Origin of the sequence: Flavobacterium sp. KACC 22758 (assembly GCF_028736135.1) — a bacterium.
Classification (GTDB): Bacteria; Bacteroidota; Bacteroidia; order Flavobacteriales; family Flavobacteriaceae; genus Flavobacterium; species Flavobacterium johnsoniae.
Genome location: NZ_CP117878.1, coordinates 2644010 through 2668287, shown reverse-complemented (window position 1 = coordinate 2668287; position 24278 = coordinate 2644010). Strand labels below are relative to the sequence as shown.

Annotated in this window: 20 protein-coding genes; 9 read left to right on the top strand and 11 right to left on the bottom strand. The window is 32.7% G+C overall.

Translation table 11 applies throughout. The features are described from left to right. Positions 1 to 88 precede the first annotated feature (88 nt). The 3 genes from PQ462_RS11455 to PQ462_RS11445 form a co-directional block, all read right to left on the bottom strand. Positions 89 to 2425, bottom strand: coding sequence for an ATP-dependent helicase (locus PQ462_RS11455; RefSeq protein WP_274253605.1), 2337 nt, complete (start codon positions 2423 to 2425; stop codon positions 89 to 91). A gap of 475 nt (positions 2426 to 2900) precedes the next feature. Continuing rightward, a complete protein-coding gene (locus PQ462_RS11450) occupies positions 2901 to 3200 on the bottom strand; it encodes a hypothetical protein (protein ID WP_274253604.1) in 300 nt (99 codons plus the stop codon). Between the two features lie 122 nt (positions 3201 to 3322). Continuing rightward, positions 3323 to 4090: a sulfite exporter TauE/SafE family protein gene (locus tag PQ462_RS11445; RefSeq protein ID WP_274253603.1), complete on the bottom strand. Its 768-nt coding sequence runs from the start codon at positions 4088 to 4090 to the stop codon at positions 3323 to 3325. Between the two features lie 125 nt (positions 4091 to 4215). On the opposite strand from PQ462_RS11445, the gene PQ462_RS11440 reads away from it, so the two are divergent. Beyond that, positions 4216 to 4737: a DUF7935 family protein gene (locus tag PQ462_RS11440; protein WP_121361282.1), complete on the top strand. Its 522-nt coding sequence runs from the start codon at positions 4216 to 4218 to the stop codon at positions 4735 to 4737. A 71-nt stretch (positions 4738 to 4808) separates the two neighbouring features. On the opposite strand, the gene PQ462_RS11435 is transcribed toward PQ462_RS11440, so the two are convergent. Both PQ462_RS11435 and PQ462_RS11430 read right to left on the bottom strand, forming a co-directional pair. Continuing rightward, positions 4809 to 5714 carry a patatin-like phospholipase family protein gene (locus PQ462_RS11435; RefSeq protein WP_012024986.1) on the bottom strand — a complete coding sequence of 302 codons (906 nt, stop codon included), beginning with the start codon at positions 5712 to 5714 and terminating at the stop codon, positions 4809 to 4811. A gap of 33 nt (positions 5715 to 5747) precedes the next feature. Then, positions 5748 to 7808: a M1 family metallopeptidase gene (locus PQ462_RS11430; protein ID WP_274253602.1), complete on the bottom strand. Its 2061-nt coding sequence runs from the start codon at positions 7806 to 7808 to the stop codon at positions 5748 to 5750. Positions 7809 to 7901: 93 nt separating this feature from the next. Here PQ462_RS11430 and PQ462_RS11425 point away from each other — a divergent pair, with 93 nt between their 5' ends. The 3 genes from PQ462_RS11425 to PQ462_RS11415 are packed head-to-tail and all read left to right on the top strand — an operon-like array spanning position 7902 to position 9545. Then, positions 7902 to 8645, top strand: coding sequence for a diphthine--ammonia ligase (locus PQ462_RS11425; protein ID WP_274253601.1), 744 nt, complete (start codon positions 7902 to 7904; stop codon positions 8643 to 8645). Next, positions 8645 to 9040 carry a hypothetical protein gene (locus tag PQ462_RS11420; protein ID WP_274253600.1) on the top strand — a complete coding sequence of 132 codons (396 nt, stop codon included), beginning with the start codon at positions 8645 to 8647 and terminating at the stop codon, positions 9038 to 9040. Before PQ462_RS11425 ends, PQ462_RS11420 begins: the two co-directional genes overlap by 1 nt. Position 9041: 1 nt before the next feature. Further along, a complete protein-coding gene (locus tag PQ462_RS11415) occupies positions 9042 to 9545 on the top strand; it encodes a hypothetical protein (RefSeq protein ID WP_274253599.1) in 504 nt (167 codons plus the stop codon). Positions 9546 to 9548: 3 nt separating this feature from the next. Here PQ462_RS11415 and PQ462_RS11410 read toward each other — a convergent pair whose 3' ends face one another. From PQ462_RS11410 to PQ462_RS11400, 3 genes are read right to left on the bottom strand one after another with little or no spacing between them, the layout of a single operon-like run. After that, positions 9549 to 9941, bottom strand: a complete 393-nt coding sequence (locus PQ462_RS11410; RefSeq protein ID WP_274253598.1) for a hypothetical protein — start codon at positions 9939 to 9941, stop codon at positions 9549 to 9551. Further along, positions 9941 to 10480, bottom strand: a complete 540-nt coding sequence (locus PQ462_RS11405) for a DUF1697 domain-containing protein (RefSeq protein WP_274253597.1) — start codon at positions 10478 to 10480, stop codon at positions 9941 to 9943. Before PQ462_RS11405 ends, PQ462_RS11410 begins: the two co-directional genes overlap by 1 nt. A 29-nt stretch (positions 10481 to 10509) precedes the next feature. Beyond that, the gene (locus PQ462_RS11400) at positions 10510 to 12297 is read right to left on the bottom strand and encodes a hypothetical protein (RefSeq protein ID WP_274253596.1); all 1788 of its coding nucleotides are present in this window, start codon (positions 12295 to 12297) and stop codon (positions 10510 to 10512) included. Between the two features lie 345 nt (positions 12298 to 12642). Here PQ462_RS11400 and recG point away from each other — a divergent pair, with 345 nt between their 5' ends. Continuing rightward, positions 12643 to 14751, top strand: coding sequence for an ATP-dependent DNA helicase RecG (gene recG, locus PQ462_RS11395; protein WP_274253595.1), 2109 nt, complete (start codon positions 12643 to 12645; stop codon positions 14749 to 14751). A gap of 284 nt (positions 14752 to 15035) precedes the next feature. Here recG and PQ462_RS11390 read toward each other — a convergent pair whose 3' ends face one another. The 3 genes from PQ462_RS11390 to PQ462_RS11380 all read right to left on the bottom strand — a co-directional run bounded on the left by PQ462_RS11390 (position 15036) and on the right by PQ462_RS11380 (position 17197). Further along, positions 15036 to 15641 (bottom strand): PAS domain-containing protein, encoded by a 606-nt coding sequence (locus tag PQ462_RS11390; protein WP_121361288.1) that lies wholly within the window; start codon positions 15639 to 15641, stop codon positions 15036 to 15038. Positions 15642 to 15714: 73 nt separating this feature from the next. Beyond that, entirely contained in the window at positions 15715 to 16569 is an 855-nt protein-coding gene (locus PQ462_RS11385; protein WP_274253594.1) for a hypothetical protein, read from the bottom strand. Between the two features lie 28 nt (positions 16570 to 16597). After that, the gene (locus PQ462_RS11380; RefSeq protein WP_274253593.1) at positions 16598 to 17197 is read right to left on the bottom strand and encodes a peroxiredoxin family protein; all 600 of its coding nucleotides are present in this window, start codon (positions 17195 to 17197) and stop codon (positions 16598 to 16600) included. A 547-nt stretch (positions 17198 to 17744) separates the two neighbouring features. Between PQ462_RS11380 and PQ462_RS11375 the strand changes: the two genes are divergently transcribed. From PQ462_RS11375 to PQ462_RS11360, 4 genes are all read left to right on the top strand, one after another. Then, positions 17745 to 18803: an efflux RND transporter periplasmic adaptor subunit gene (locus PQ462_RS11375; protein WP_274253592.1), complete on the top strand. Its 1059-nt coding sequence runs from the start codon at positions 17745 to 17747 to the stop codon at positions 18801 to 18803. Between the two features lie 93 nt (positions 18804 to 18896). Next, complete coding sequence (locus PQ462_RS11370; RefSeq protein ID WP_274253591.1) at positions 18897 to 21995, top strand: efflux RND transporter permease subunit; 3099 nt, start codon at positions 18897 to 18899, stop codon at positions 21993 to 21995. Positions 21996 to 22060: 65 nt separating this feature from the next. Then, entirely contained in the window at positions 22061 to 23371 is a 1311-nt protein-coding gene (locus PQ462_RS11365; protein ID WP_274253590.1) for a TolC family protein, read from the top strand. Between the two features lie 26 nt (positions 23372 to 23397). Then, on the top strand, positions 23398 to 24261 hold the full coding sequence (locus PQ462_RS11360; RefSeq protein WP_274253589.1) for a bestrophin family protein: 864 nt from the start codon (positions 23398 to 23400) through the stop codon (positions 24259 to 24261). Positions 24262 to 24278 lie beyond the last annotated feature (17 nt).

Below are 24278 nucleotides of genomic sequence, written 5' to 3'. Positions count from 1 at the left end.
ATTTTCGTTTCAAGTTTTCATTTGTTTCAAATTTCAGGTCTAAGTTCCAACAACTTGGAACTTGAAACCTTAAACTTGAAATTTTAATTTATCCTACCACATCTAATTTAGCAAATCTCAGCAAGAGTTTTTTAATCCCTCCTACTTCAAATTTAATTTCGGCTTTTTTATCAGCTCCAACACCTTCTAAATTAATCACTTCTCCTTTTCCAAAGCGTTCATGCATTACAACATTCCCAATCGTTAATTTATTATCAAACAAATTAGCACCTGAACTTGCTGGCGCATTTCCTGAAACAGGTTTTAATTTACGAATATTCAAATCCGGTTTTGGATTATTATCTGTAATATGTTTTGGCGGAGTTCCTCCTACCGGTTTTGCTAATCTTAACTTTGATTTATCAATATCTCCAAAAATATCTCCATCGATAGGCGATTTATATCTGTAATTCGTTTCAGCTGGAGTTAGATATTCTAAATATTGTCCGTCAATTTCTTCAATAAAACGAGACGGTTCACTGTCTGTTAATTTCCCCCAGCGGTAACGAGATTGCGCATAAGTCAAATACGCTTGGTGTTCTGCACGTGTCAATGCAACATAAAACAAACGACGTTCTTCTTCAAGTTCACTTCTGGTGCTCATACTCATAGCGCTAGGAAATAAATCTTCTTCCATTCCAACTACAAAAACATGAGGAAATTCAAGTCCTTTTGCAAGGTGAATGGTCATAAGCGCTACACGATCTTCATCAGTTGTATCTTTATCTAAATCGGTTGCGAGTGCCACATCTTCCATAAATTCAGATAAAGCTCCTCTTGCACCGTCAATTTCTTTTTGTCCTTCTGTAAAATCTTTAATACCGTTTAAAAGTTCTTCGATATTTTGAATTTTTGCCATTCCTTCCGGAGTAGCATCTTTTTTCAATTCCTGAACTAAACCTGTTTTCTTGGCAACATGATCTGTTATATAAAATGCATCCTGATTTTGATCAATAACCTGAAAACTCTGAATCATGGTAACAAAATCCTTTAGTTTGTTTTTTGTACCCGAAGTCAGTTTTAAATCAATTTTATCAATGTTTACCATCACTTCCCAAATCGAACGTTTGTAGTGATTGGCCGCGATAGTAAGTTTTTCAACCGTTGTATCTCCAATTCCACGAGCAGGATAATTGATTACTCGAATCAATGCTTCTTCATCTTTTGGATTAATTACTAAACGCAGATAACACAAAACATCTTTAATTTCCTTACGCTGGTAGAATGACAATCCTCCATAAATTCTATACGGAATATCTCTTTTTCTTAAAGCATCCTCCATAGCACGCGATTGTGCATTTGTACGATACAAAATAGCAAAAGATCCATTATGAAGCTGATTCTGCATTTTTTGTTCAAAGATCGTACTGGCAACAAAACGGCCTTCTTCGGCATCTGTCAAACTTCTGTGGACTTTAATTTTTGGTCCAAATTCATTCGCAGTCCAAACTACTTTATCAAGTTTGGTTTTATTATGCTCCATTACCGTATTTGCCGCTTCTACAATATTTCGGGTTGAACGGTAATTTTGCTCTAAACGAAACATTACTACGCCTTCATAATCCTTTTGGAAATTCAAGATGTTATTAATATTCGCACCACGGAAAGCATAAATACTCTGCGCATCATCTCCAACCACGCAAATATTCTGAAATCTGTCTGATAAAGCTCTAACAATCAAATACTGAGAGTGATTTGTATCTTGGTACTCATCAACCAGAATATAACGGAAACGATCCTGATATTTGGCTAAAACTTCTGGAAATCTAGTTAATAGTTCGTTGGTTTTTAGCAGTAAATCGTCAAAATCCATTGCACCAGCTTTAAAGCAACGCTCTACATACTGCTGATAAATTTCTCCCAATCTTGGTCGTTTTGCCATTGCATCGGCTTCAACCAATTCCGGATTATTGAAATATGCTTTTACAGTAATTAAACTGTTTTTATAACTAGATATACGTCCTAAAATTTGTTTTGGTTTATAAACATCACGATCCAGCTGCATTTCTTTAATAATAGAAGAAATTAATCTGGCCGAATCCTGAGAATCATAAATAGTAAAATTAGAAGGATACCCCAAATGATCTGATTCTGAGCGAAGAATACGAGCAAAAATCGAGTGAAAAGTTCCCATCCAAAGATTTTTTGCTTCAGATGCTCCTACAATATCTGCAATCCTGTGCTTCATTTCACGTGCCGCTTTATTAGTAAACGTCAGCGATAAAATATTAAAGGCGTCAACTCCCTGCGCCATCAAATAAGCAATTCTAATCGTTAAAACACGAGTTTTTCCCGAACCTGCACCAGCAATAATAATCATTGGCCCGTCTTTTTTTAGAACAGGCTGTCTCTGCGCTTCGTTGAGCTGGTCAATATATTTCTGCATGTAATTTTTCTCCTTTTATGCAAAATTAAGAATTAATACTCTAAATAGCTACTAAGATACTAAGGTTCTGAGATGCTAAGTTTTTATTTTATTAAGCCAAAGAACAGGCATCTTAAGATATCGTTAAATTGTTTTTTTTGTTTTTTTTGTTTTTTTTTGAAAGAAAAATCTTTAAAAAATTATATATTTGTATTACTTACTAAAAATATAAATGAATGTAGAATTAACAAAAACTGCAGAAAAAACATTTTTTCAAATTATTAGCAATTACAGCGATTCTAAATCAATAAAGTTTGCAAATGAAACTCTTGTAACGATACAAATGATTATACAAAACAATTATATTGGTTCTAAGTATAAAAAAACTTGTTTTCGTAAGTTTCTAATATCAAATCAAGTTTACTTATTTTATACAATTGAAAAAGAAATAATCTACGTTGCTTTATTCTGGGATAATAAAAGAAATCCAACTGAGTTAGATATTATACTTAGTTTTTAATTTTTGCTTAAAATCTTCAAAAGTAATAGTTCTCCCTTCTTCTATATCTTCCTCACTTTTTTTCAATTCCTGTATTAAAATATCTTCTGGGAACAGCAAAGTAGTAATCAATTTTACTTCTTGATGTGTAAAACTATTAGATTTTAATTTTCTGTAATATGTCGCATGCTTTAAGCCTAATTTTTGTATAAAAAACTCAGCTTTATAGTAAGATTTACCTATTAGTTCAGGCAAACTATTAATGTAATTCTCGTAATTTTCAACTATTTCTATCATAAAATGATACTTTTAGTATTATTATTTTACAAATATACTCTAACTAAATGATAATTTAAACATAATAAAGTTAAAAAACTACTTACATATGAGATTATCAATCCTAAAACTTTATGATAGGGTTATTTATAAAAAACATCATAAGCGAAACGAATCAGTGTTCCAACAACCACAACCAAAAAGAAAATCCTGATGAAACCATTTCCTTTATTAATAGCGAGTTTTGCACCAAGCCATCCGCCAAGTCCGTTGCTTACGGCCATAGGAATCGCAATCGTCCAGATTATTTTTCCTTTTATCATAAACAAACAGATTGAACCAAAATTCGTAGCCAGATTTACCATTTTAGCATTCGCAGAAGCATGTAAAAAATCAAAACCTAAAAGAGCAATAAAAGCTACAACAAAAAAACTTCCTGTTCCGGGACCAATAAATCCGTCATAAAAACCAACAATTATACTAATAACGACGGCATAAATTATTTGAGTTGTCTGCGAATGATCTTTAGCAGCATGCTGTCCAAAATTTTTCTTTGCATAAGTATAGATAAACAACAGCGACAAAACCACAAGCAAAAGCGGTTTCATAAAATCATTGCTTACAAGTGTTAAAACGGTAGAACCTAAAAATGCAGACGGAACTGCAAGAAACATCATAATTAAAAGCAGTTTCCATTGAATAATTACTTTTTTGAGGTATTGAAAAGCAGCAAAAGCAGTACCGCTGAAAGCTGGAATTTTTAAAGTTCCTATTACTTTAGAAACTGGGAGGTTTGGCAGTAAAATTAATCCCATTGGTGTCTGGATTAGTCCGCCGCCACCCACAATTGCATCAACAAATCCCGCCGCAAAAGCAGCTAAACAAAGAAAAAGTATTATGTATGAATCCATTAAAAGTGTGTTTCAATAAATTAAAAAAACAAGTTGCAAAAGTACAGCTTCCATTTTGTTTATTGAGATAAATTTAAAGTGGATTTCTCATCAAAAAGTATATTTTTGCTAAAAAATTTGACCCAATGGATTTTACAAGAATTATAGAATTAGCCAGTTATACTTTACCTGCAATTGTTACTGGATTTGTAGCTTATCGTTTTTTTGAACTGCATATTAAAAACAACGATAAGAAACGTGCTTTTTTATTAAACAGAGATTATCAAAAACAATCTCTTCCAATACGTCTACAAGCTTATGAGCGTATGACTTTGTTTTTAGAGCGTATTAATTTGACTAAATTATTAATCAGAATTAGTCCAATTTCTCCAGATAAACACGATTACGAAAATTTTGTAATTGACCAAATCGAACAAGAATTCGAACACAATTTAACGCAGCAAATTTATATGTCTGAAGAATGCTGGACTATTATCACAACTGCCAAAAATTCAACAATACAAATGATTCGCAAAGCTGCTATGAGCGATCGCGTTGACAGCGCCGATAAACTTCGTGAAGTTATTTTAAACGACTTATTAGAAAAACAATCTCCAAGCAATGCTGCTTTGAGCTATATTAAAAACGAAGTTGCAGAACTTTGGTAAAAAATATTTTAGATTTTAGATTGCAGAGTTCAGATTATGGACATTAAATCTAAAATCTAAATTTTTCCATCTTAAGTTATTTTGTTATCACTCATAACTTCAGATTTATTCTGAGCATATTCGTATCCCTGCTCCCACCATTCTTTCATTACTTCTTTATTAAAAATCAAAGCGTTATCAGTTAACTTCGTTGGTGTGTAATATAAATTAAGCTTCACATCTTTACTGTTTGCCATAAGTTTTCCTATAGCAATATCATGTTTTTCTACCTGATCTAAAGCAATTCTAAACAAATCTATCATCAACGAAAATGGATTTTTACCAATTACCATTTTACTGGTATTAACTTCAGTTTCAAGAATAATAACATCAATTTCGGTTGCGCCGCGATTAATTGCTTCACGAATTGGAACCAGGCTCGAAAAACCGCCGTCACCATATTCGTAATTATTTTTAGTTACTAAACTCATAAACGGGACATAATTACTGGAAATCCAGGACCACTCGCAAAATTCTTCGTAAGTACAATCTTTAACCGACTTATATTCTGATTCGTTTTTGGTAAAATTAGTGACAGTAATAACCACGTCATTATCCATTTTTTTAAGTTTATTGAAATCAGAAAGCGAAAAATTATTCTGAATATATTTCTTCAAACCTTTACTTTCTCCAAAAGTTCTTTTTCCTTTAAAAAACTGACGAAGTACATTAAAGTGGTTGATGGTTACAATATCAATTCCTTCTTTTACTTTTACTACAAACGGACAAATATTAAAAATACTTGTCATTGTTACATTAGTATAAACTGAATGGATTTTTTTAATGTGACCGAGAGCTAAATGCGGAATGAGAAGGCTTCCTGTAGAAGTTCCTATAAATAAATCGTATTCATGTTTTTTTTCTTCTATTAAATATTGTGCAACTCCTCCGGCGAATGCGCCTTTACTTCCTCCGCCAGAAATAACTAATGCTCTCATAAAATATATAAAGTAGGTTTTATTCTCTATGTTTTATTCTTTCAATAAACGATCCAATTGGAACTGCTCATCGGGGTTCAAATTAGGCAAAATTCTATTAAATGAAGTACGCATTTCTGAATTTTTCAATAAAACTCTGATTGTCTCTCTTCCAAACTTAGAAAACTGCCACATATGGTGCGTTGTAGCGTTAACCAGATTAGTCAAAACAGCATCATTTATAAACTTAAATGCGATTAGTTTTTCCAGAGCATTTTGACGTGTTGTTGCTTCATATTCTGGAGTCGAAAAAGAAACCAATTCATTTATAAGTTTCTCAGGTTCTTCACTATATTCGGGCGTTGATAAAGCAAGAGACAACCATAAAGTACGCAGGTTGTAATCGTTAAAACCAATCCATTCTTTTGATTTGTCTAAATATTCTTTTCTATGGTTTGGAAAATTTTTCCACAAATAAAACAAGGCTATTTCTTGCGTTTCATACGATTTATCATCCAGCAGTGTTTCATATTCTTTTCTAAAATCTTCTGGAATAGCTGGCAGAGTTCCTGCTAAAGTTTGTCGAAGTTGAATATTGTTTTGCTGCAGTGCTTTTAATAACAATTCTTTTTTATTCTCATATTTTTCAGCTTGTAATTGAGAAATAACAGCTTGTTTTACAGAAAAATGAACATCAGAATCTAAAGTCTGTTTTAAAAAATCAATCTTTTCGATTAAAGGTGTTTTCTTCAATTTATCTACCTCTAATCGAGCTTTTATTGCTTTATTTTTACTCAATAAAGCATTTGCTGTCGGCGTATCAAAAGCGGTAGATTCAAGCCAGGTTTTTTGAAACTGAACCACATCAAAATCAGAAACTTTTTTAATTTCGTCGAAGAAATTCTGCGTGTTTACATTCTTAAATGCATACTTTTTTAAATAACTTTTAATTGCTTTTTTAAATGCTTTGTCGCCAATAGATTCATGCAGAACGAAAAGCGTCCACGCTCCTTTTTCATAAAAAGTAAGCGAACTCGCTTTGGCATTTAAAACCGGAATTGCATCTGTTCTCGATGCAAATTTTATCTGCTGGGCTGTATCGTATAATTTTGCATAAAAATAATCATCGCCAAAAATATCACGCTCAGCCAATAGTGCATAATAGGTCGCAAAACCTTCCTGAAGCCAATGGTGTGTACTGCTTTCTGCCGTAATTAAATCTCCAAACCAGTGATGTGCTAATTCGTGAGCATCAACATTTGTATAATTTCTGTCAATAAAAGCAACATCATCAACCACATAACGTGTTGTAAAAAGCGTTGTAGTTGTGTTTTCCATTCCGGCATATAAAAAATCACGAACAGGAATCTGCCTGAAAACTTTCCAGCGATATTTCACACCAATTTCTTTTTCAAGAAAATCAAAAATACGTTTTGAATAACGGTAAGTAGGCTCAAAACGTGCAGTGTCTTTTTTCTCTAAATAATATTCTAACGGAATTTTTGATTTTGAAGTAAAATCTTTTCTCTCGTATTTTCCAACAGAAAGCACTAATAAGTAAGAACTCATTGGGTTTTCCATTTGATACTGCCAATGAATTTGATCGTCTTTATCGGTTTTGCTTTTTAAAACTCCGTTTGAAACAACCTGATAGTCTTTTTTATAAGTTACACCAATATTGAAAATCACTTTTTCGTTTACATCATCAAAACTCGGAAACCAATTACTGGTGTACCTTCCTTGTCCCTGCGTCCAGATTTGATGCTCATTATTTTCAATATCAACAAAATACAATGCCTGTTTCGGTTTTACATTGTAATTAAAAGTAAGGTGATTATTTCCTTTCTGAAAATTATTCAGGATTTGCAGTTCTTTAGTAGTGTTCAAAAAAATAACGTCTTTACCATCAATTTGAACATTTGTAAATTCCATATTTTTCCCGTCAATTTTTATAGTATCAATGGGCTGCAGCACATCAAATTCATAATCTACATATCCGGAAATCGTTTTTTGGGAATCGTTTATTGTTAATTGTCCTGAAACCGTTTTAAAGTCAACATATTTGGTTTGCTGTGCAAAAACGAAGGTGGTTATTAAAAGGAAGATATATTTCATTGAAAATAAATTAATGGCGAAATTCCAAAGTTACAAAGGTTTGATCAACAAATCGAATGAAATTTGTAAGTTTACGATAGAAAAAAAACAAACGTGTCTACACCTAAAATAGCCTTATTTAATTGGAGCAGCGGAAAAGATTCTGCTCTTGCATTATACAAAATCTTACACAATCCAGATTACAAAATTGAATATCTGCTTACCAGTGTAAGCCAGCAGTATCAGCGGATTTCTATGCACGGTGTTCGTGTAGATTTATTGGAAGCACAATCTAAAAGTATTGGAATTCCTTTAAAAGTTATGCAGATTCCTGAAATGCCAACAATGGAGGTTTACGAAAATGTAATGACAGAAACCTTGACAGAACTTAAAAATCAAGGAATTAGTTATTCTGTTTTTGGGGATATTTTTTTGGAAGATTTACGAAAATATCGTGAAGAACAATTAGTAAAAATAGGTTTTGAAGGTGTGTTTCCAATTTGGAAAATTCCGTCGCACGATTTGATTCAGGAATTCATTTCCCTCGGATTTAAAACTATTGTAGTTTGTGTAAATGAACGTTATTTAGACAAAAGCTTTGTGGGCCGCATAATCGATCAGGATTTTATAAATGATTTACCTGAAAATGTAGATGTCTGCGGAGAAAATGGTGAATTTCATACTTTTACTTTTGATGGTCCAATCTTTTCTGAACCTATCAATTTTAAAGCCGGAGAGATTGTCTACCGAAAATATGAAAAACCGCAAAATCAGAATTCTTCGGATGCAGCATGCGACACAAATACCTCTGATGCATTTGATTACGGATTTTGGTATTGTGATTTAATTAAAGAATAATGAATAGATTTTATCTAAAAAAAGTAATTGTTTTTATACTGCTCATTGCAGCGATTAATACTTTACAAAGCTGTTTAGCCAGCCGTTGTAAAAGACCTCAAATTACGGGTTATATTTATGATTTTGAATCTCATAAACCTATTGAGAATTGCAATGTAGGTGAAACAATCAGCGGTAATAACGGTTATTTTACGCTCAACGAAAAAAGATACCGTCAGTTTACATTTTTTGGATTTGAAGCGCCGCCTTTATCTGTAAACGAAAAGATTGAAAAAGAAGGTTATGAATCTCAAAATATTCAATTTATGAATCCGTTTGGCGGAGGTGCCAGAAAAGGAAGTCTGCATAATGCCGATACGATTTATTTGAAAAAAATCAAGATTAAAACAAACTAATATGGCTTTAAAAGAAAATATTGAAGTAAAAAAAGTGCTTCAGTTTCTTGAAGAAATAGAAATTGATGTAATCGAAAAACCATTAGATTCTACTTTTTTACCGGGATTAGAATTAGGTCCAAACTGTATTTATATTGATTACGAAAAATTATTATATCCCGGCGACATATTACACGAAGCCGGACATTTGGCAGTAACGACAGCTTCTAACAGAAATTTGATTGGTACAGCTGAAATTCCTGCAGACTGGCCGACTCAAGGAGAAGAAATCGCAGCTATTTTATGGTCTTTTGCCGCGCTGCATTACTTGCAGTTACCAATAGAGTTTGTATTTCATCCAAATGGTTACAGAAATCAGTCTGACTGGTTTATTTCGAATTTTAACAGCGGTACTTATATCGGATTGCCGTTTCTTGAATGGATGGGATTGTGTGTTGGAAATGAAAGAGCCGAAAAAGAAAATAAATCTCCTTTTCCGGCTATGCAAAAATGGCTTCGGGATTAAAAATTAAGTTGATTGATCAACCCATGTTTTAAGGAACCACTTATTATCTTTTAACTCAAAAATATAATCAGCATATATACCAGTATCAATGCCGCGCTGCTCAATAACTGCGCTTTTTTGTTTCAGTATAATTTTTTGTTTAAACTCCATTCCTTTATCGTCTAATTTTAGAATCTTATAATTCTTTTGAGTCATAGTAACACTAACTTCCTCTAAATCATCATTAAGAGTTTTTATTGCAAAAGGAAATTTTACACGACTTAATTGAAAATTTTTATCTTCATTAAATTTCTTAAGAAAAGAGTTGAAATTTTCACTGTTGGTTTTAGTTTTTTCCTGTGCTGCCGTTAACTGGCAGAAACAAGCAATTAATAAGATTGCAATTATTTTTTTCATTATTCTTCGTACATTTTAAGCAGGTTCGTAATGGTATTAAGATTTCGCATCGTTCCTATTACATTTAATTTTTTCTCGATATATTTAAGTTCTAATCTTGTTTTTCCGGCGCCAACAGCATATTTAATAAAAATTCTGTTTTCGTCAATGCTTGCTTCATCGGGTTTAAACTGACTAATTTTTAAATCGTGAATGTGTTCTTTTTTTAAAGCAATTGAAACAAAAACTATATATAATCTTTTAATATCAATGTCTTTTTCTTTCAAATAAGGATTATTGGCAAAAGACAATTCTAAATCTTTTTTTGAAAGCACTAATACAGGAACTTCATGTCCAAAAACTTTGAAAATTTCCTGTTTAATCATGAAACCAATTTTTGAAGCTTCTTCTTCGCTGTCTACAAAAACATTTCCGGACTGCAGATAGGTTCGAACGTTTTTAAAACCAATATTTTCCAGCATCGTTTTTAAAGCTTCCATTTTCATCATATTATGACCGGAAACGTTTATACCGCGCAAAAGTGCTAAATGTGTTGCCATTCTTTTAATTTTTATTCAAAGATAAAAAACTATTCTTCTTCGTCTTCTCCTATTTCAATATCAAACTTCGTTAAAAAATCGTTTAAACGTTTTTTATACTTTTCTTTGGCCTGGTTTACAATTTCATCCGTTTCTTCGTTTGATTCTATCGGATCCAGATTAAATTCATTTTTAACCCATTCGTGAAACTCTGCTTTATTTTCGTTTTCATCATAATATTCATCATCTTTATAAAAATAAGCAGAATCAAAATCAACTGAAATTTCGGTATCCAGAGTTAAAATGTGAATTAATTTACGGATGTTTTCTGCCACAACGTGAATACCTCCTTCGTCTCCAAAAACTACTATCGGACAATTATTCAAATCATTATCAATAAGCCAATAAGCATAAGAACTTCCTGAACCATTTGCTCCGGCAAATTCAATAAAACTGTTATAGAATTCTTCTTCTTCAGACCATGTTTTTATACCGGTTTTTTCTTCGGTTATCGTAAGACCAAAACATTCAGAATACGTTTCAGATCCGTATTTCTGGTCAAATTCATATAGTTTTACTAAATCTTCCGGTAAAGTATAATTTCCAAACTGAACAGCATACTCTTCTAATGAAAAACTATTATCGTATTCTTCATATTCTGTTTCATCTTCGCTGTCTTCATCATCATAATCGTCATCGTCATCTTCAGAAGGTGCTGCGGTAAGTACTTCAAAAGCTTCTATTGCAGCACGTTTTACACAATACATTTCTATTCCTTCTGCAGTTTCATTATTTGCCCATTGGTATTTTGGATTTCCGTCGTCATACAGATATTCAAGAACAAGCGTAATTTCTTCATCATCATGACACCATAACGCGCGTAATTTGATATTAAAACCATTTCCTATTTCTTCAGAAATCTGACTGTATTTCTTCCCTTCATATTCAAAAGGAATAAAAGAATATTCATTATTTCCAACTTTTTTGCTGATTCTGCCAATATGTTTCACATATTCCAATTCAGACAATACCTGAACCATTTTTATGAATTCTTCTCGGAAATTAGCATAGGCATATTTTTCTGTTTTATCATAATCCAGAATCGAAAGTCCTTCTTTTAAAGCATCATGGTAATGGTCTAAAACGGCTGTTCCATAATCTGAAAATTTGACAAAAGAATCGGCTGCAATATCAGATAATTTATGAGTTGACGGAAAATAGTTTTCGATAGTCAAAATTGAACCGTCAGCATCGGTAACATTGCTGCAGATTAAGACATCGGGTCTGTTTATACTAATTATGGCCTGAACATCTGTAAAACGTTCAAAATGCATCAGCATATCGTCGCTGTAAATCAGCCAGGCTGTAACATCTCCTTTTACAAAAAGTTCTCCATGATTGTATTCTCCTAAAAGTGCATCGCATTTTACGCCTCCGCCTAAATAATGCACGTTTCCAAACAAATTAATATTTACAGATTCAGTTTCTCCAAACACGATTAAAGCAGGCGAATTATCTGTATCATAAGAACTTATAAGTTTAGTAACTTTAAGATTTCCTTTAAAAATAAATCCTAGTATAAAAATATCCGAATGCTCTTCTGTACTAAAATCCATTTCAAATGAATCCATTTCTACATCATCTTCTGCTAAAAGAAATATTGGATTTTCCTCATAATCAGGAAAACGCCAGGTATCTTCAAAAACATTGTAGATTTTCTGATCTTGAAAATTAATAAGATCACCGATAATTTCATGGGCCTGGTGTCGATTAATGACTTTAAAAGTAACACCTGCAAACTGAATGGTTTCAAAAGGAATTTTTTCTTCTTTGCTCATATTGGGGCTTATATCATTTTTAACAAATGTAGAAATTATCTTCATTTATTAAAATAATACCTACTTTAAATAGTTAAAAACTCTGACGGAAAAACAGCAGAGTTTTTGAAGATCAATTATATATTTTAGTTATAAACTTCTAAAAGGAGATTAATTGACATAAGATAACATTGTCAAAAAAACATTTTAAGGTTCTGTTAAACATTCGATTTTCAAATTTACTAATTAAAATCTATCTTCGCTTTTCAAAATATAAAAGAGCATAAAACTAAGAATATAGATTATTTTTATTTAAAATCAAAAATCTAAAATCTACAGTTTAAAATCTAAAATTCACAATTCTTCATGTCTAACAATCTTCTTGAAACTCCTATCGAATACTTAAAAGGTGTTGGCCCAAGTCGTGGTCAATTGCTTCGTAAGGAATTAGGAATTCATAAATATGGAGATTTAGTAAATTTTTATCCAAATCGTTACATCGACAGAACGAGATATTACAAGATAAATGAGCTTCAGAATACTGGAAGTGAAGTTCAGATTATTGGAAAAATCATCAACATAAAAACAGTCGAATTTGCTAAGAATAAAAAACGTCTTGTGGCTTCTTTTGTTGACGAAACCGGACAGATTGAACTTAACTGGTTTCAGGGACATAAATGGATTCGCGAAAGTTTAAAATTAAATGAGCAGCTGGTTATTTTTGGAAAATGTTCTTTATACGGAAGCCAGTTTAGCATGGCGCATCCGGAAATTGAATTGTTGAGCGAACACGAAAAAAGCCTGCGTTCTGCCATGCAGCCGGTTTATCCTTCAACAGAAACACTCACAAACCGTGGTATTTCTAACAGGACAATAAACAAAATGATGGAGCAGTTATTTATTGAAACCGGAGCTTTGTTTACAGAAACTTTTCCACCTTATTTGCTTGAAGAAGTAAAACTAATCTCAAAAAGAGCCGCTTTATTCAACATACATTTTCCTAAAAGTGCCGATGCTTTAGCGAAAGCACAATTTAGATTGAAGTTTGAGGAATTATTTTTCATTCAGCTGCAGTTAATTACTAAAAACCTAATTAGAAAACATAAAATTAAAGGTCATCCTTTTACAAAAGTGGGTGAACTTTTTAATGAATTTTATCAAAATCATCTTCCGTTTGACTTAACAAATGCTCAAAAAAGAGTAATAAAAGAAATTCGTTCTGATATGGGAAGCAACGCCCAAATGAACCGATTACTGCAGGGAGATGTAGGTTCAGGGAAAACAATTGTGGGTTTTATGAGCATGCTTTTGGCTATAGATAATGGTTTCCAGGCTTGTTTGATGGCGCCGACAGAAATTTTAGCAAATCAGCATTTTATTGGTTTATCTGAGTTTGCCAATACTTTAAACATCAGCATAAAAATCCTAACCGGTTCGACCAAAACTTCTGAAAGAAGAATTATTCATGAAGATCTCGAAAATGGAAGTCTTCAGATTTTAATAGGAACTCACGCTTTATTAGAAGATAAAGTTAAATTTAAGAATTTAGGTCTTGCTATTATTGATGAACAGCATCGTTTTGGGGTAGAACAAAGATCTAAATTGTGGAAAAAAAATGAGATTCCGCCGCACGTTTTGGTCATGACAGCAACGCCGATTCCGAGAACTTTAGCAATGAGTTTATACGGTGATCTGGATGTTTCTGTAATTGATGAACTGCCGCCGGGAAGAAAACCAATTCAAACCGTTCATCGATTTGATACAAACCGTTTAAAAGTCTGGAAATTCCTGCGTGATGAAATTGCGAAAGGAAGACAGATTTATATTGTTTATCCATTAATTCAGGAATCTGAAAAAATGGATTACAAAGATTTGATGGATGGTTACGAAAGTATTTCAAGGGATTTTCCGCTGCCGCAATACTCAATTTCGATTGTTCATGGAAAGATGAAACCTGCCGACAAAGATGCAGAAATGAAACGTTTCTCTGAAGGAAAAACAAATATTATGGTCGCTACAACCGTAATTGAGGTTGGTGTAAATGTCCCTAATGCCAGTGTTATGATTATCGAAAGTGCTGAACGTTTTGGTCTTTCGCAGCTGCATCAGCTCCGCGGACGTGTAGGCCGTGGCGCCGAACAGAGTTACTGTATTTTAATGACCGGGCATAAATTAAGTTCTGATAGTAAAACCCGAATGGAAACTATGGTGCAGACCAATGATGGTTTTGAAATTGCCGAAGTCGATCTTAAACTTCGCGGACCGGGAGATTTAATGGGAACGCAGCAAAGCGGTGTTTTAAACCTGCAGATTGCAGATATTGTAAAAGACAGGGAGATTTTGTCTTTCGCCAGAAATTATGCCCTGAAAATCTTAAAAGAAGATCCACCGTTACAAAAACCCGAACACGCTATTTTAAAAACTGTTTTCTTAGAATTAACGAAAAGAAAAAATATTTGGAATTATATTTCTTAATGTCTAAGTTTCTTAGGTGCTAAGCTTCTAAGCTTTCCTTCGGCTTCATTTAAATTTAATCTTTTACTTATTCAAACTTTACAAAATCCTGCTGCTTTTGAATCTTCGCTCAATATGCTAAAAAAACTTAGAAGCTTAGCAACTCAGAACCTTAGCAGCTTAAAAAAAATACTTCACTGCATCTAACTTTAATAAGTTAAAATATTCAGGTGATTTAGATTTGTTGGGGGCAAATTTGTTTTTGAATATTGCCGACACAATGAAGTATAACTTTTTGTGATTTATTATTTTTTAGGAGGTGTTTTATCAAATAATCCGCTGAATAAACCCTTGCTTACTTTATTTTTATCGTCTTTTCCGGTCGCAATCAAATGATCTACATATTCCATATAGGTTTTCTTGCGTTCTTCTAAAAAACCAACCAAATATTCCTCAGAAGCTATTATCCCGCTGGTCTGCTCGATTTGCAGCAGTTTTTTATACAAAGGTTCTATGAATTTTGTAATAATAGGTTCAGGAACAGATTTTCGGGTTCCGAAATATCCAACTATATCACCGTCTCCATTTGTATCGGCTATAATTTTAAAATCGGTTACAACCCAGTAATAACGGCCTGTTTTGGCCATATTTTTTATAATTACATGAATATTTTCACTTGATTTAATGCTATCCCACAAGAACTTAAAAATTACTTTTGGCATATCAGGATGCCTCACAATACTGTGAGGCTGTCCAATAAGTTCAAATTCATCATATCCGGAAACATCTATAAAATCTTCATTGGCATATAGAATTGTTCCGTGCTTATCTGTTTTACTTAGTAATACTTTATTTTTATTCCAATCGACTTCTCGGTCTGATGGAGTTGGGCGGGTAAATCTAGTATCCATAAATTTTTTATTAATAATTAACAAACAATGGTAGTGCTGCGTGTATTTTTTTGGAAGTTGGTTTTTTAAATATTTAATGTCTGGTATTAGTTGATTTTACATGAATATCATTTACCAGATCATCGATTTTTTTAGCACTTTCACGCATCATATCCAAATAAGTCAGCAGTTTATCATTATCTGTATGACCTTTTGAAACATCAATTAATTTTAAAACAGAGTTAACCGGAAGCTTTAAATCTAAAGTTGTTCTATGAATAAAATCATTGTATTCTTTTGTAGCCGACATTGAACTGAATTTTGCCGAAGCAAGTTTCATGTTTTCTAATTCATATTCATCAGAAATTTTAGAAATATGATTCTGGCTGTGTTCTTTAAAATAATAGGCCCAATACCCATTCATAAAAAATACAACTGCTGCTAAAACAGTATGAATAATGAGTGTTTCTAAATCAAAGTTTACCTGAGAAAAATAAACCTGAAGACCGTTTGCATCGTTAAAAACGAAATTTTGCAAATAAGCCAGACCAGCATGATGCAGTATAACTAAAAGTGTGAGCGGAATTTGTAATTTCCAGTTTTGGTAAATAATCAAAATAGTACTTGCAATAAAAACCGTAAAATGCATCTCGAACAAACCATGCATTTGGTAAATGTACTGCGCCATAAAAATTGCCAGTATAACAGACAAAACATACTGATAGAATTTTGAATTCTTCATAAAAAACTTGGCAGAATAATACGCTAAGAGATTAAGAGTTCCTACTCCCACTCCTATTTCGAATGTATCGTACTTAAATGATAATCCAATTCCGAGAAGAAAATAAACAACAAGAACATAATTAATAATAGTATCTGATTTTTGCGTCATTGTAGACATAAAATTATGCAGATAATCTTGCTCATTCAAACTGGCTTTTGTTTTCATAGGTAAAAAATTAAGTTAGTGATAGATTTTATTTAGTGCAATTTGGTAACGAACATCCGTAAGCTCTTAGAGCTAAAGCATTAAATGAGGGCGAATTGTTTTGTTTTAACAGCGAATCGATCGCCATTTGAGCATAATTACTTTCTGCATTTGTACAATATCTTGTTTTATTGTAATTACCCCGGTAATATAAATTATGAGAAGGATCTAAAAGAACAGCCTGAGGCGTTGAAATTACACCGCATTTTTCTGCAATTCCTTCATCAAAATATACTGGAATCCGGGCTCCAAATTTTTGTTGGATTTCTTCAATAGTAAAAGTTTTGTGCTTATTTAAAACAACTATTTTAAAGTTAATTCTATCCCCATACTTTTTTATGAGATCACTTACATGAGGTACATTAAAGCGCGAGCATGGGCAGTCAGGATTAAAAAAATGAAAGAAAACCGGCTTGTTGTCGAAAGGACAGCATTGCGACAAATTTATTTTACTTCCCATAGCTATGTCATGATAGTTTTTGGGAATTGGCGTTGGCAGACTGTATTTAAACTCGTTCTGCCAGAAAAGAAAGCCGATTGAAGCAAATAGTAATGTGAACCATACACATAGGAGTAATTTTTTCTTCATAAATATTTTTTAGCAATTAAGAATAGAAAATATAAACACTTGTTAATACAATTATCAATCAAATTCTTTAAAAAACCCAAAAAAATACACCAATCCTACTATTTTAACAATAAAAATAAGAGTATTCTTTAACAAACACTGATAAAACTATCATTTTGTTTAACATATCAATAATACAAATAAATTCGACAAACTGCAAAAAAATCAGACAAATACTATTTTTTTATTCTTTCCTAATATAAATAACAGTTTTCAAAAAAAATAGAGCATAAAAAAAACGAAACAATAAAACCTGTATCTTTCTGATTTAAAACCAAATACAAGACAAACCATCAAAAAAAGCAAAAAATCAACTTTTATCTTTAAACCTTTTATTAAAAACAATATCTAAAAGCAAACTCTTTACAACTATGCATACTAAATACAATTTAAAATTATTGCAATCCAAATGTTAAATAAAAGCTAACATCTTTCGGTTTCAACGCAAAAAGTTAAATTTGCCAGTTGCAAAAACATACACCAAAAACACACATTCACCTAAATTTTTATGAAATTAAAACATCTAATCTACGCCTTGATAATCATCGTTTTAGGAGGTTTTATTACCTATAGAATAATATCCAACAAAGGAAAAAACGACGAGTCAAAAAAATTTGGCGATAAAGACAAACCAACCACAGTAACAGGGTTAGTAATTCAAACTACTACTTTTGATAATAATTTGTCATTATCTGGTTCTATCGAAGCCAATGAACAAATTGAAATTCACAGTGAAGTTTCTGGAATTGTAGAAGGTATTTATTTTAATGAAGGGACTTATGTGAATAAAGGTCAGGTACTTTTTAAAGTAAATGATATCGAATTAAAAGCGCAGTTAAGACAAGCTGTAACTAAAGAAGGCTTAGCTGCAGAAAATGAAAGAAGAGCTAAACTTTTACTTCAAAAAGAAGCCATCAGTCAGGAAGAAGCTGATGTTGCAAGAGCAGACCATGCTTCTGCACAGGCACAAAGCCAATTAATAAGAGCGCAAATATCTAAAACATCTGTAAAAGCACCATTTTCAGGAAAAATTGGTCTTCGTTCTATTTCACCGGGAACTTATATTACACCAACTGTTTTGGTAGCAAAATTAGTAAATACAGGTAAATTTAAAATTACATTCTCTATTCCTGAAAAATATGCTTCGCAGGTACAATCAGGATCTACTATAGATTTTACGGTTTCGGGATCAAATAAAACTTATACAGCAAAAATATATGCCATAGAACCTGAAATAGCCGTTGCAACCCGTACGCTGCAGATTCGTGCTATTGCCGACAATACTGACGGAAAACTTTTCCCTGGAACTTTTGCCGACATCAAATTACCTTTAAACATTATTAAAGATGCTATAGTTGTTCCTTCTCAAGCTATTATTCCAATACAAGACGGTAAAAAAGTTTTTATTGCCGATAATGGTAAAGCAAAGGAAGTTATGGTTGATGCTACAACAAGAACCGATTCTTCAATTCTAATTTTATCAGGATTAAAAGCCGGAGATACTTTAATTACCAGCGGTGTTATGTCATTAAAAAACGAAGCACCAATTAAAGTTAAAGTAAAATAGTCATAAAGACTTGAATATAGATTTAAAGATAGTAGTAAGATTTAGCAATAAATCTGAAATCTATAACCGACAATCTAAAATCTAAAATTACACATGAGTTTATCAACTACAAGTATAAGAAGACCTGTTTTAACCATCGTACTGAATTTATTAATTATTTTATTCGGTTTTATTGGTTATACTTTTCTCGGCGTACGAGAATTTCCTTCGATCGATCCGGCACAGGTTTCAATTAGAACCAATTACACCGGAGCAAATGCTGATATTATTGAATCACAAATTACAGAACCTCTTGAAAAAGCAGTAAATGCAATTGACGGAATCCGAAATATAACTTCTTCAAGTAATCAGGGAAGCAGCAACATTACAATCGAGTTTAATCTTGATAAAGATTTAGAAGAAGCCGCAAATGACGTGCGTGACAAAGTTTCGCAGGCAATTAGAAGCTTACCGCAGGATATTGATGCTCCTCCGGTTGTATCAAAAGCCGATGCTGATAGTGATGCGATTATTTCGATGACGGTTCAAAGTGATACACGAAGTTCATTAGAATTAAGTGATTATGCAGAAAATGTTATTTCGCAGCGATTGGAAACGATTCCCGGAGTCAGTGCCGTTCAAATCTGGGGACAAAAACGTTATGCAATGCGTTTATGGATTGATCCTGCAAAACTTTCTGCTTATGGCTGTACCGTAGCTGACGTACGTACGGCATTAAATTCTCAAAATGTTGAATTACCTTCAGGAAAGTTAACCGGAAACAATACTGAATTAACCGTAAAAACTGTTGGAAATCTTTCTAAACCAGAAGAATTCAATAATATTATTATTCGTACTGATGGTGATAAAATTGTTCGTTTAAGCGATATTGGAGGTGCTGAATTAGGACCGGAAAATTTAGAAACCAAATTAAGTCAGTCAGGGCTTCCATTAATTGGTCTTGCTATTGTACCAATGCCGGGAGCCAATTATTTAGATATTTCGAAAGAATTCTACAAAAAGTACGAAACTTTAAAGAAAGATCTTCCAAAAGATATCAAACTAAATATTGCTCTTGATAATACCATTTTCGTAAAAAAATCTGTACTTGAAGTTGCTGAAACTTTGGGAATTTCTATCGTTCTGGTTATTATCATTATTTATTTGTTCTTTAGAGACTGGGCAATTGCTTTCAGGCCTTTAATTGATATTCCGGTTTCGTTAATTGCTACTTTCTTTATTATGTGGCTTTTTGGATTCTCTATCAACGTATTAACCTTATTAGCTATCGTATTGGCAACTGGTTTGGTTGTAGATGATGGAATTGTAGTTACCGAAAATATCTTTAAAAAGGTCGAAGAAGGAATGTCGCCTATTGAAGCCGCAATTAAGGGTTCAAACGAGATTTTTTATGCCGTAATTTCGATTTCTGTAACTCTTGCTGCAGTATTTTTACCTGTAATCTTCCTTGAAGGTTTCGTTGGCCGACTCTTTAGGGAATTTGGGGTTGTAATTGGAGCAGCCGTATTAATATCTGCCTTTGTATCCTTGACTTTAACGCCAATGCTGAATGCGTATTTAATGAAAGGCGGCGAACAGAAAAAATCTAAATTCTATATTAAAACCGAACCGTTTTTTGAAAAAATGAACAGCAGTTATGCAGAGGCATTAACAAAATTCATGGATCGAAAATGGATTAGTTTTCCAATCTTAATTGCTTGTTTTGGATTGATTTATTTATTTTTTACTATTCTTCCAAAAGAAACCGCGCCTTATGATGACCGAAGCTCTGTAACCATGCGTATGACAACTCCTGAGGGATCTTCATACGAATATACAGATCGTTTTATGCAGGAAATTTCAAAGTTAATTGATGATTCTATCCCGGAGAAAAAAGTGAGTCTGGTAATTACTTCTCCAGGATTCAGTTCAAACTCTGTAAACAGCGGATTAGTTAGACTTACATTAAAAGATGTTGATGAAAGAGAAAAATCACAAAAAGAAATTGCTGATAAATTAACCAAATGGACTAAGCAATATCCAAATGCTAAAACTTCTGTAACACAACAGCCTACAATTGCAGTTAACAGACGAGGCGGTTTGCCGATTCAATATATTATACAGGCTCCAAATTTTGATAAATTAAGAGAGAAAATCCCTGTTTTTATGAATGAAGTTGGTAAAAGTGATGTGTTTTCTACTACTGACGTGAATTTAAAATTCAATAAGCCAGAGATCAACGTAACTATCGACCGAGCAAAAGCCGAAAGTTTAGGAATTTCTATTCTTGACATTGCACAGACATTACAGCTTTCGTTAAGCGGACAGCGTTTTGGATATTTCATTAAAAACGGAAAGCAATATCAGGTTATTGGACAGTTTGACCAAAAAGACAGATCGAAGCCATTAGATTTAACTTCGATGTTTGTGAAAAACAAAAATGGTGAATTGATTCAAATGGATAATGTAGTTAAAGTTTATGAGCAGAGTAATCCGCCTCAATTATACCACAACAACCGTTATATGTCGGCTACTGTTTCTGCAGGTCTGGCTCCAGGAAAAAGCTTAGGAGAAGGAATTCAGGAAATGGACCGAATTAAAGCTAAAGTTCTGGACGAAAGTTTCACAACCGATTTAGCAGGAGAATCACGAGATTTCGTAGAAAGCAGCTCGAATACATCTTTTGCCTTTGGATTAGCATTATTATTAATCTTCCTGATTCTTGCAGCACAATTTGAGAGTTTTATCGATCCGTTTATTATCATTTTAACGGTGCCAATGGCCGTTGCAGGAGCATTATTTTCATTATGGCTGTTCAATCAAACCTGGAATATTTTCAGTCAGATTGGTACTGTAATGCTTATTGGTCTGGTAACCAAAAACGGTATCTTGATTGTTGAATTCGCCAATCAGTTACGCGAACAAGGAAAACCGAAAATGGAAGCTATTCTTGAAGCATCTGAAGCGCGTTTACGTCCAATTTTAATGACCAGTTTAGCTATTGCATTAGGAGCACTTCCAATTGCTATGTCACTTGGAGCAGCTTCAACCAGTAGAATTGGTATGGGAGTTGTAATTGTTGGAGGAACTATTTTCTCTCTTGCATTAACACTTTTTGTTATTCCGGCGATTTACTTTATGTGGTCTAAAGCCCGAAAACATTATCCTGAATTTGATCGTATCGACGAATACGAAAAAGAAAGTATCAAATAATTGTCCAAAAAATCACGAATTTTACTCAATTAAAATTCGTGATTTTCAAGTCAAAGAAAACAAATATGAATATTAAAAAACTATACAGCGCTTTACTAATTATTCTTTTGTGCGTTTTTAAAACAAATGCACAAGAAGTTTTAACTATTGAAGATGCTATGAAAATCGCTTTAGAGAACAATTTTGAGATCAAAATTGCTAAAAACAACTCTACAATAAGCGAAACCAATGTTACTGTTGGAAATGCCGGAATGCTGCCTACAGCAACTGCTTCTGTTACAGACAACAATAGTGTAACAAATTCATCTCAAACCCGTCAGGATGGAACTTCGACATCTTTAAACAATGCCAAAAACAATAGTTTAAATTACGGAGTTAGTCTTGGGTGGACTGTTTTTGACGGATTAAAAATGTTTGCCAGATTAGATCAATTAAAAGAGCTTCAAAAATTAGGTGATTCTGAATTAAAAAGAACCATATTGGTTAAAATTGGTCAGGTAAATTCGGCTTATTATGATTTAGTGCAGCAACAGCAGCAATTAGCGGCTTTAGACACAACAATTGTAATTTCTAAACAAAGATTAGAGTTAGCTCAAAATCGTTTTACAATTGGAAAAGCTTCAAAATTAGAAGTTTTAAATGCTCATGTTGATTTAAACTCAGATCAGGTTGCATTATTAAGACAAAAAGAATCTTATGCAAATTCTAAAATATTGTTGAATCAATATCTGGCTCGCGATCCAAAGATTGATTTCAAAGTAACTGATGAGGTTAATGTAGACAATAAACTTGTTTTAGCAGATTTGATGGATCTTGCACAAAAACAAAACCCTGCATTAGAGTCACAGATAATAAGCAAAAGAATTGCCGAACTGCAGCTTAAACAAGTAAAAGCAGATCGTTATCCTACTTTAAGATTAACATCTGGCTATAATTTTGCAGAAAGTCAGTCTAGTTTAGGTTTTACCAGCGAAACATCTTCCAGAGGTTTTAATTATGGTTTTAATGCGAGCATGAACATTTTTGACGGATTTAATCAGCACAGAAATGAAAAAGTTGCTAAACTTCAAATTGAAAACTCTAAAATTGCTGTTGAACAACAAACTTCAATATTAAATACACAATTAAGTACTGCTTTTCAAACCTATTTAACCAATTTAGAGTTAATAGATCTGGAAGAAAACAACGAAGCAATCGCTAAGCAAAACTTAGAAATTACCTTAGATAAATTTAGAATAGGAACAATTACAACTATCGATTTTAGAACGGCACAGCTCAATTATGTAAACGCAAAAGTACGTTACAGCAACGCACAATACGAAGCAAAACTATCTGAAATTGCATTAAAAGAATTAGCAGGAAATATTAATTTTTAAACTAAATTTGTTCAAAACAAACTTAGATGATTTCATATAATACCAAAGACTGGTTTACATTTATATTCCATTTTCACAAGTCAGATACCGTTAGAAAATTATTTCCCATAATGATTGCCATCGGGATTTACTCTGCCTTAGTAGGATATCTTGAAATTCATTATTTTAAAGTTAATAAAAACGATTATATCCACAACATTCCAATTATGCACGGAATGCTTGGTTTTGTAATTTCGTTATTGCTTGTATTTAGAACCAATACGGCCTATGACCGCTGGTGGGAAGGCCGTAAACTTTGGGGAGGTCTTGTAAACAGCAGCCGAAATCTTGCTATTAAACTTTCGGCAGTTTTGAAAGATGAAAATGACAGAAACTTTTTCAGAAAATATATTCCATTATATGCTGATATCCTGCATAAACATTTAAAAGATACCGATACCAGCAAACAGCTTTTTGAAGATGTTGAATTAGAAATTGATCAGCATAAACATAAACCCAATCAGCTGAAAAGAATAATGTATCATAAAATCAACGATTTGTATGATGCTAAAAAAATATCCGGCGAACAGCTTATTACTTTAAACGAAGAATTAACTGCTTTTACAGATATATGCGGTGCCTGCGAGCGTATTAAAAACACGCCTATTCCCTACTCTTACAGTGCTTTTATTAAAAAGTTCATCTTCTTTTATACGATGACACTTCCTTTTGGATATTCTGTAAGTTTAGGATATTTTGTAGCACCGGTTGTTGTTTTTATATTTTATGTTCTAGCAAGTTTGGAACTTATTGCAGAAGAAATCGAAGATCCTTTTGGAGATGACGAAAATGATCTTCCAACCAAAAAGATTTCTGAAAACATTAAAAAACACATTGAAGAGCTGATTTAATAAAACGTTAAATCATA

Bases quoted from the DNA above. Each gene is read 5' to 3' on its own strand.
- PQ462_RS11455 (WP_274253605.1), bottom strand. From the start codon at position 2,425: ATGCAGAAATATATTGACCAGCTCAACGAAGCGCAGAGACAGCCTGTT.
- PQ462_RS11450 (WP_274253604.1), bottom strand. From the start codon at position 3,200: ATGATAGAAATAGTTGAAAATTACGAGAATTACATTAATAGTTTGCCT.
- PQ462_RS11445 (WP_274253603.1), bottom strand. From the start codon at position 4,090: ATGGATTCATACATAATACTTTTTCTTTGTTTAGCTGCTTTTGCGGCG.
- PQ462_RS11440 (WP_121361282.1), top strand. From the start codon at position 4,216: ATGGATTTTACAAGAATTATAGAATTAGCCAGTTATACTTTACCTGCA.
- PQ462_RS11435 (WP_012024986.1), bottom strand. From the start codon at position 5,714: ATGAGAGCATTAGTTATTTCTGGCGGAGGAAGTAAAGGCGCATTCGCC.
- PQ462_RS11430 (WP_274253602.1), bottom strand. From the start codon at position 7,808: ATGAAATATATCTTCCTTTTAATAACCACCTTCGTTTTTGCACAGCAA.
- PQ462_RS11420 (WP_274253600.1), top strand. From the start codon at position 8,645: ATGAATAGATTTTATCTAAAAAAAGTAATTGTTTTTATACTGCTCATT.
- PQ462_RS11415 (WP_274253599.1), top strand. From the start codon at position 9,042: ATGGCTTTAAAAGAAAATATTGAAGTAAAAAAAGTGCTTCAGTTTCTT.
- PQ462_RS11410 (WP_274253598.1), bottom strand. From the start codon at position 9,941: ATGAAAAAAATAATTGCAATCTTATTAATTGCTTGTTTCTGCCAGTTA.
- PQ462_RS11405 (WP_274253597.1), bottom strand. From the start codon at position 10,480: ATGGCAACACATTTAGCACTTTTGCGCGGTATAAACGTTTCCGGTCAT.
- PQ462_RS11400 (WP_274253596.1), bottom strand. From the start codon at position 12,297: ATGAGCAAAGAAGAAAAAATTCCTTTTGAAACCATTCAGTTTGCAGGT.
- recG (WP_274253595.1), top strand. From the start codon at position 12,643: ATGTCTAACAATCTTCTTGAAACTCCTATCGAATACTTAAAAGGTGTT.
- PQ462_RS11390 (WP_121361288.1), bottom strand. From the start codon at position 15,641: ATGGATACTAGATTTACCCGCCCAACTCCATCAGACCGAGAAGTCGAT.
- PQ462_RS11385 (WP_274253594.1), bottom strand. From the start codon at position 16,569: ATGAAAACAAAAGCCAGTTTGAATGAGCAAGATTATCTGCATAATTTT.
- PQ462_RS11380 (WP_274253593.1), bottom strand. From the start codon at position 17,197: ATGAAGAAAAAATTACTCCTATGTGTATGGTTCACATTACTATTTGCT.
- PQ462_RS11375 (WP_274253592.1), top strand. From the start codon at position 17,745: ATGAAATTAAAACATCTAATCTACGCCTTGATAATCATCGTTTTAGGA.
- PQ462_RS11370 (WP_274253591.1), top strand. From the start codon at position 18,897: ATGAGTTTATCAACTACAAGTATAAGAAGACCTGTTTTAACCATCGTA.
- PQ462_RS11365 (WP_274253590.1), top strand. From the start codon at position 22,061: ATGAATATTAAAAAACTATACAGCGCTTTACTAATTATTCTTTTGTGC.
- PQ462_RS11360 (WP_274253589.1), top strand. From the start codon at position 23,398: ATGATTTCATATAATACCAAAGACTGGTTTACATTTATATTCCATTTT.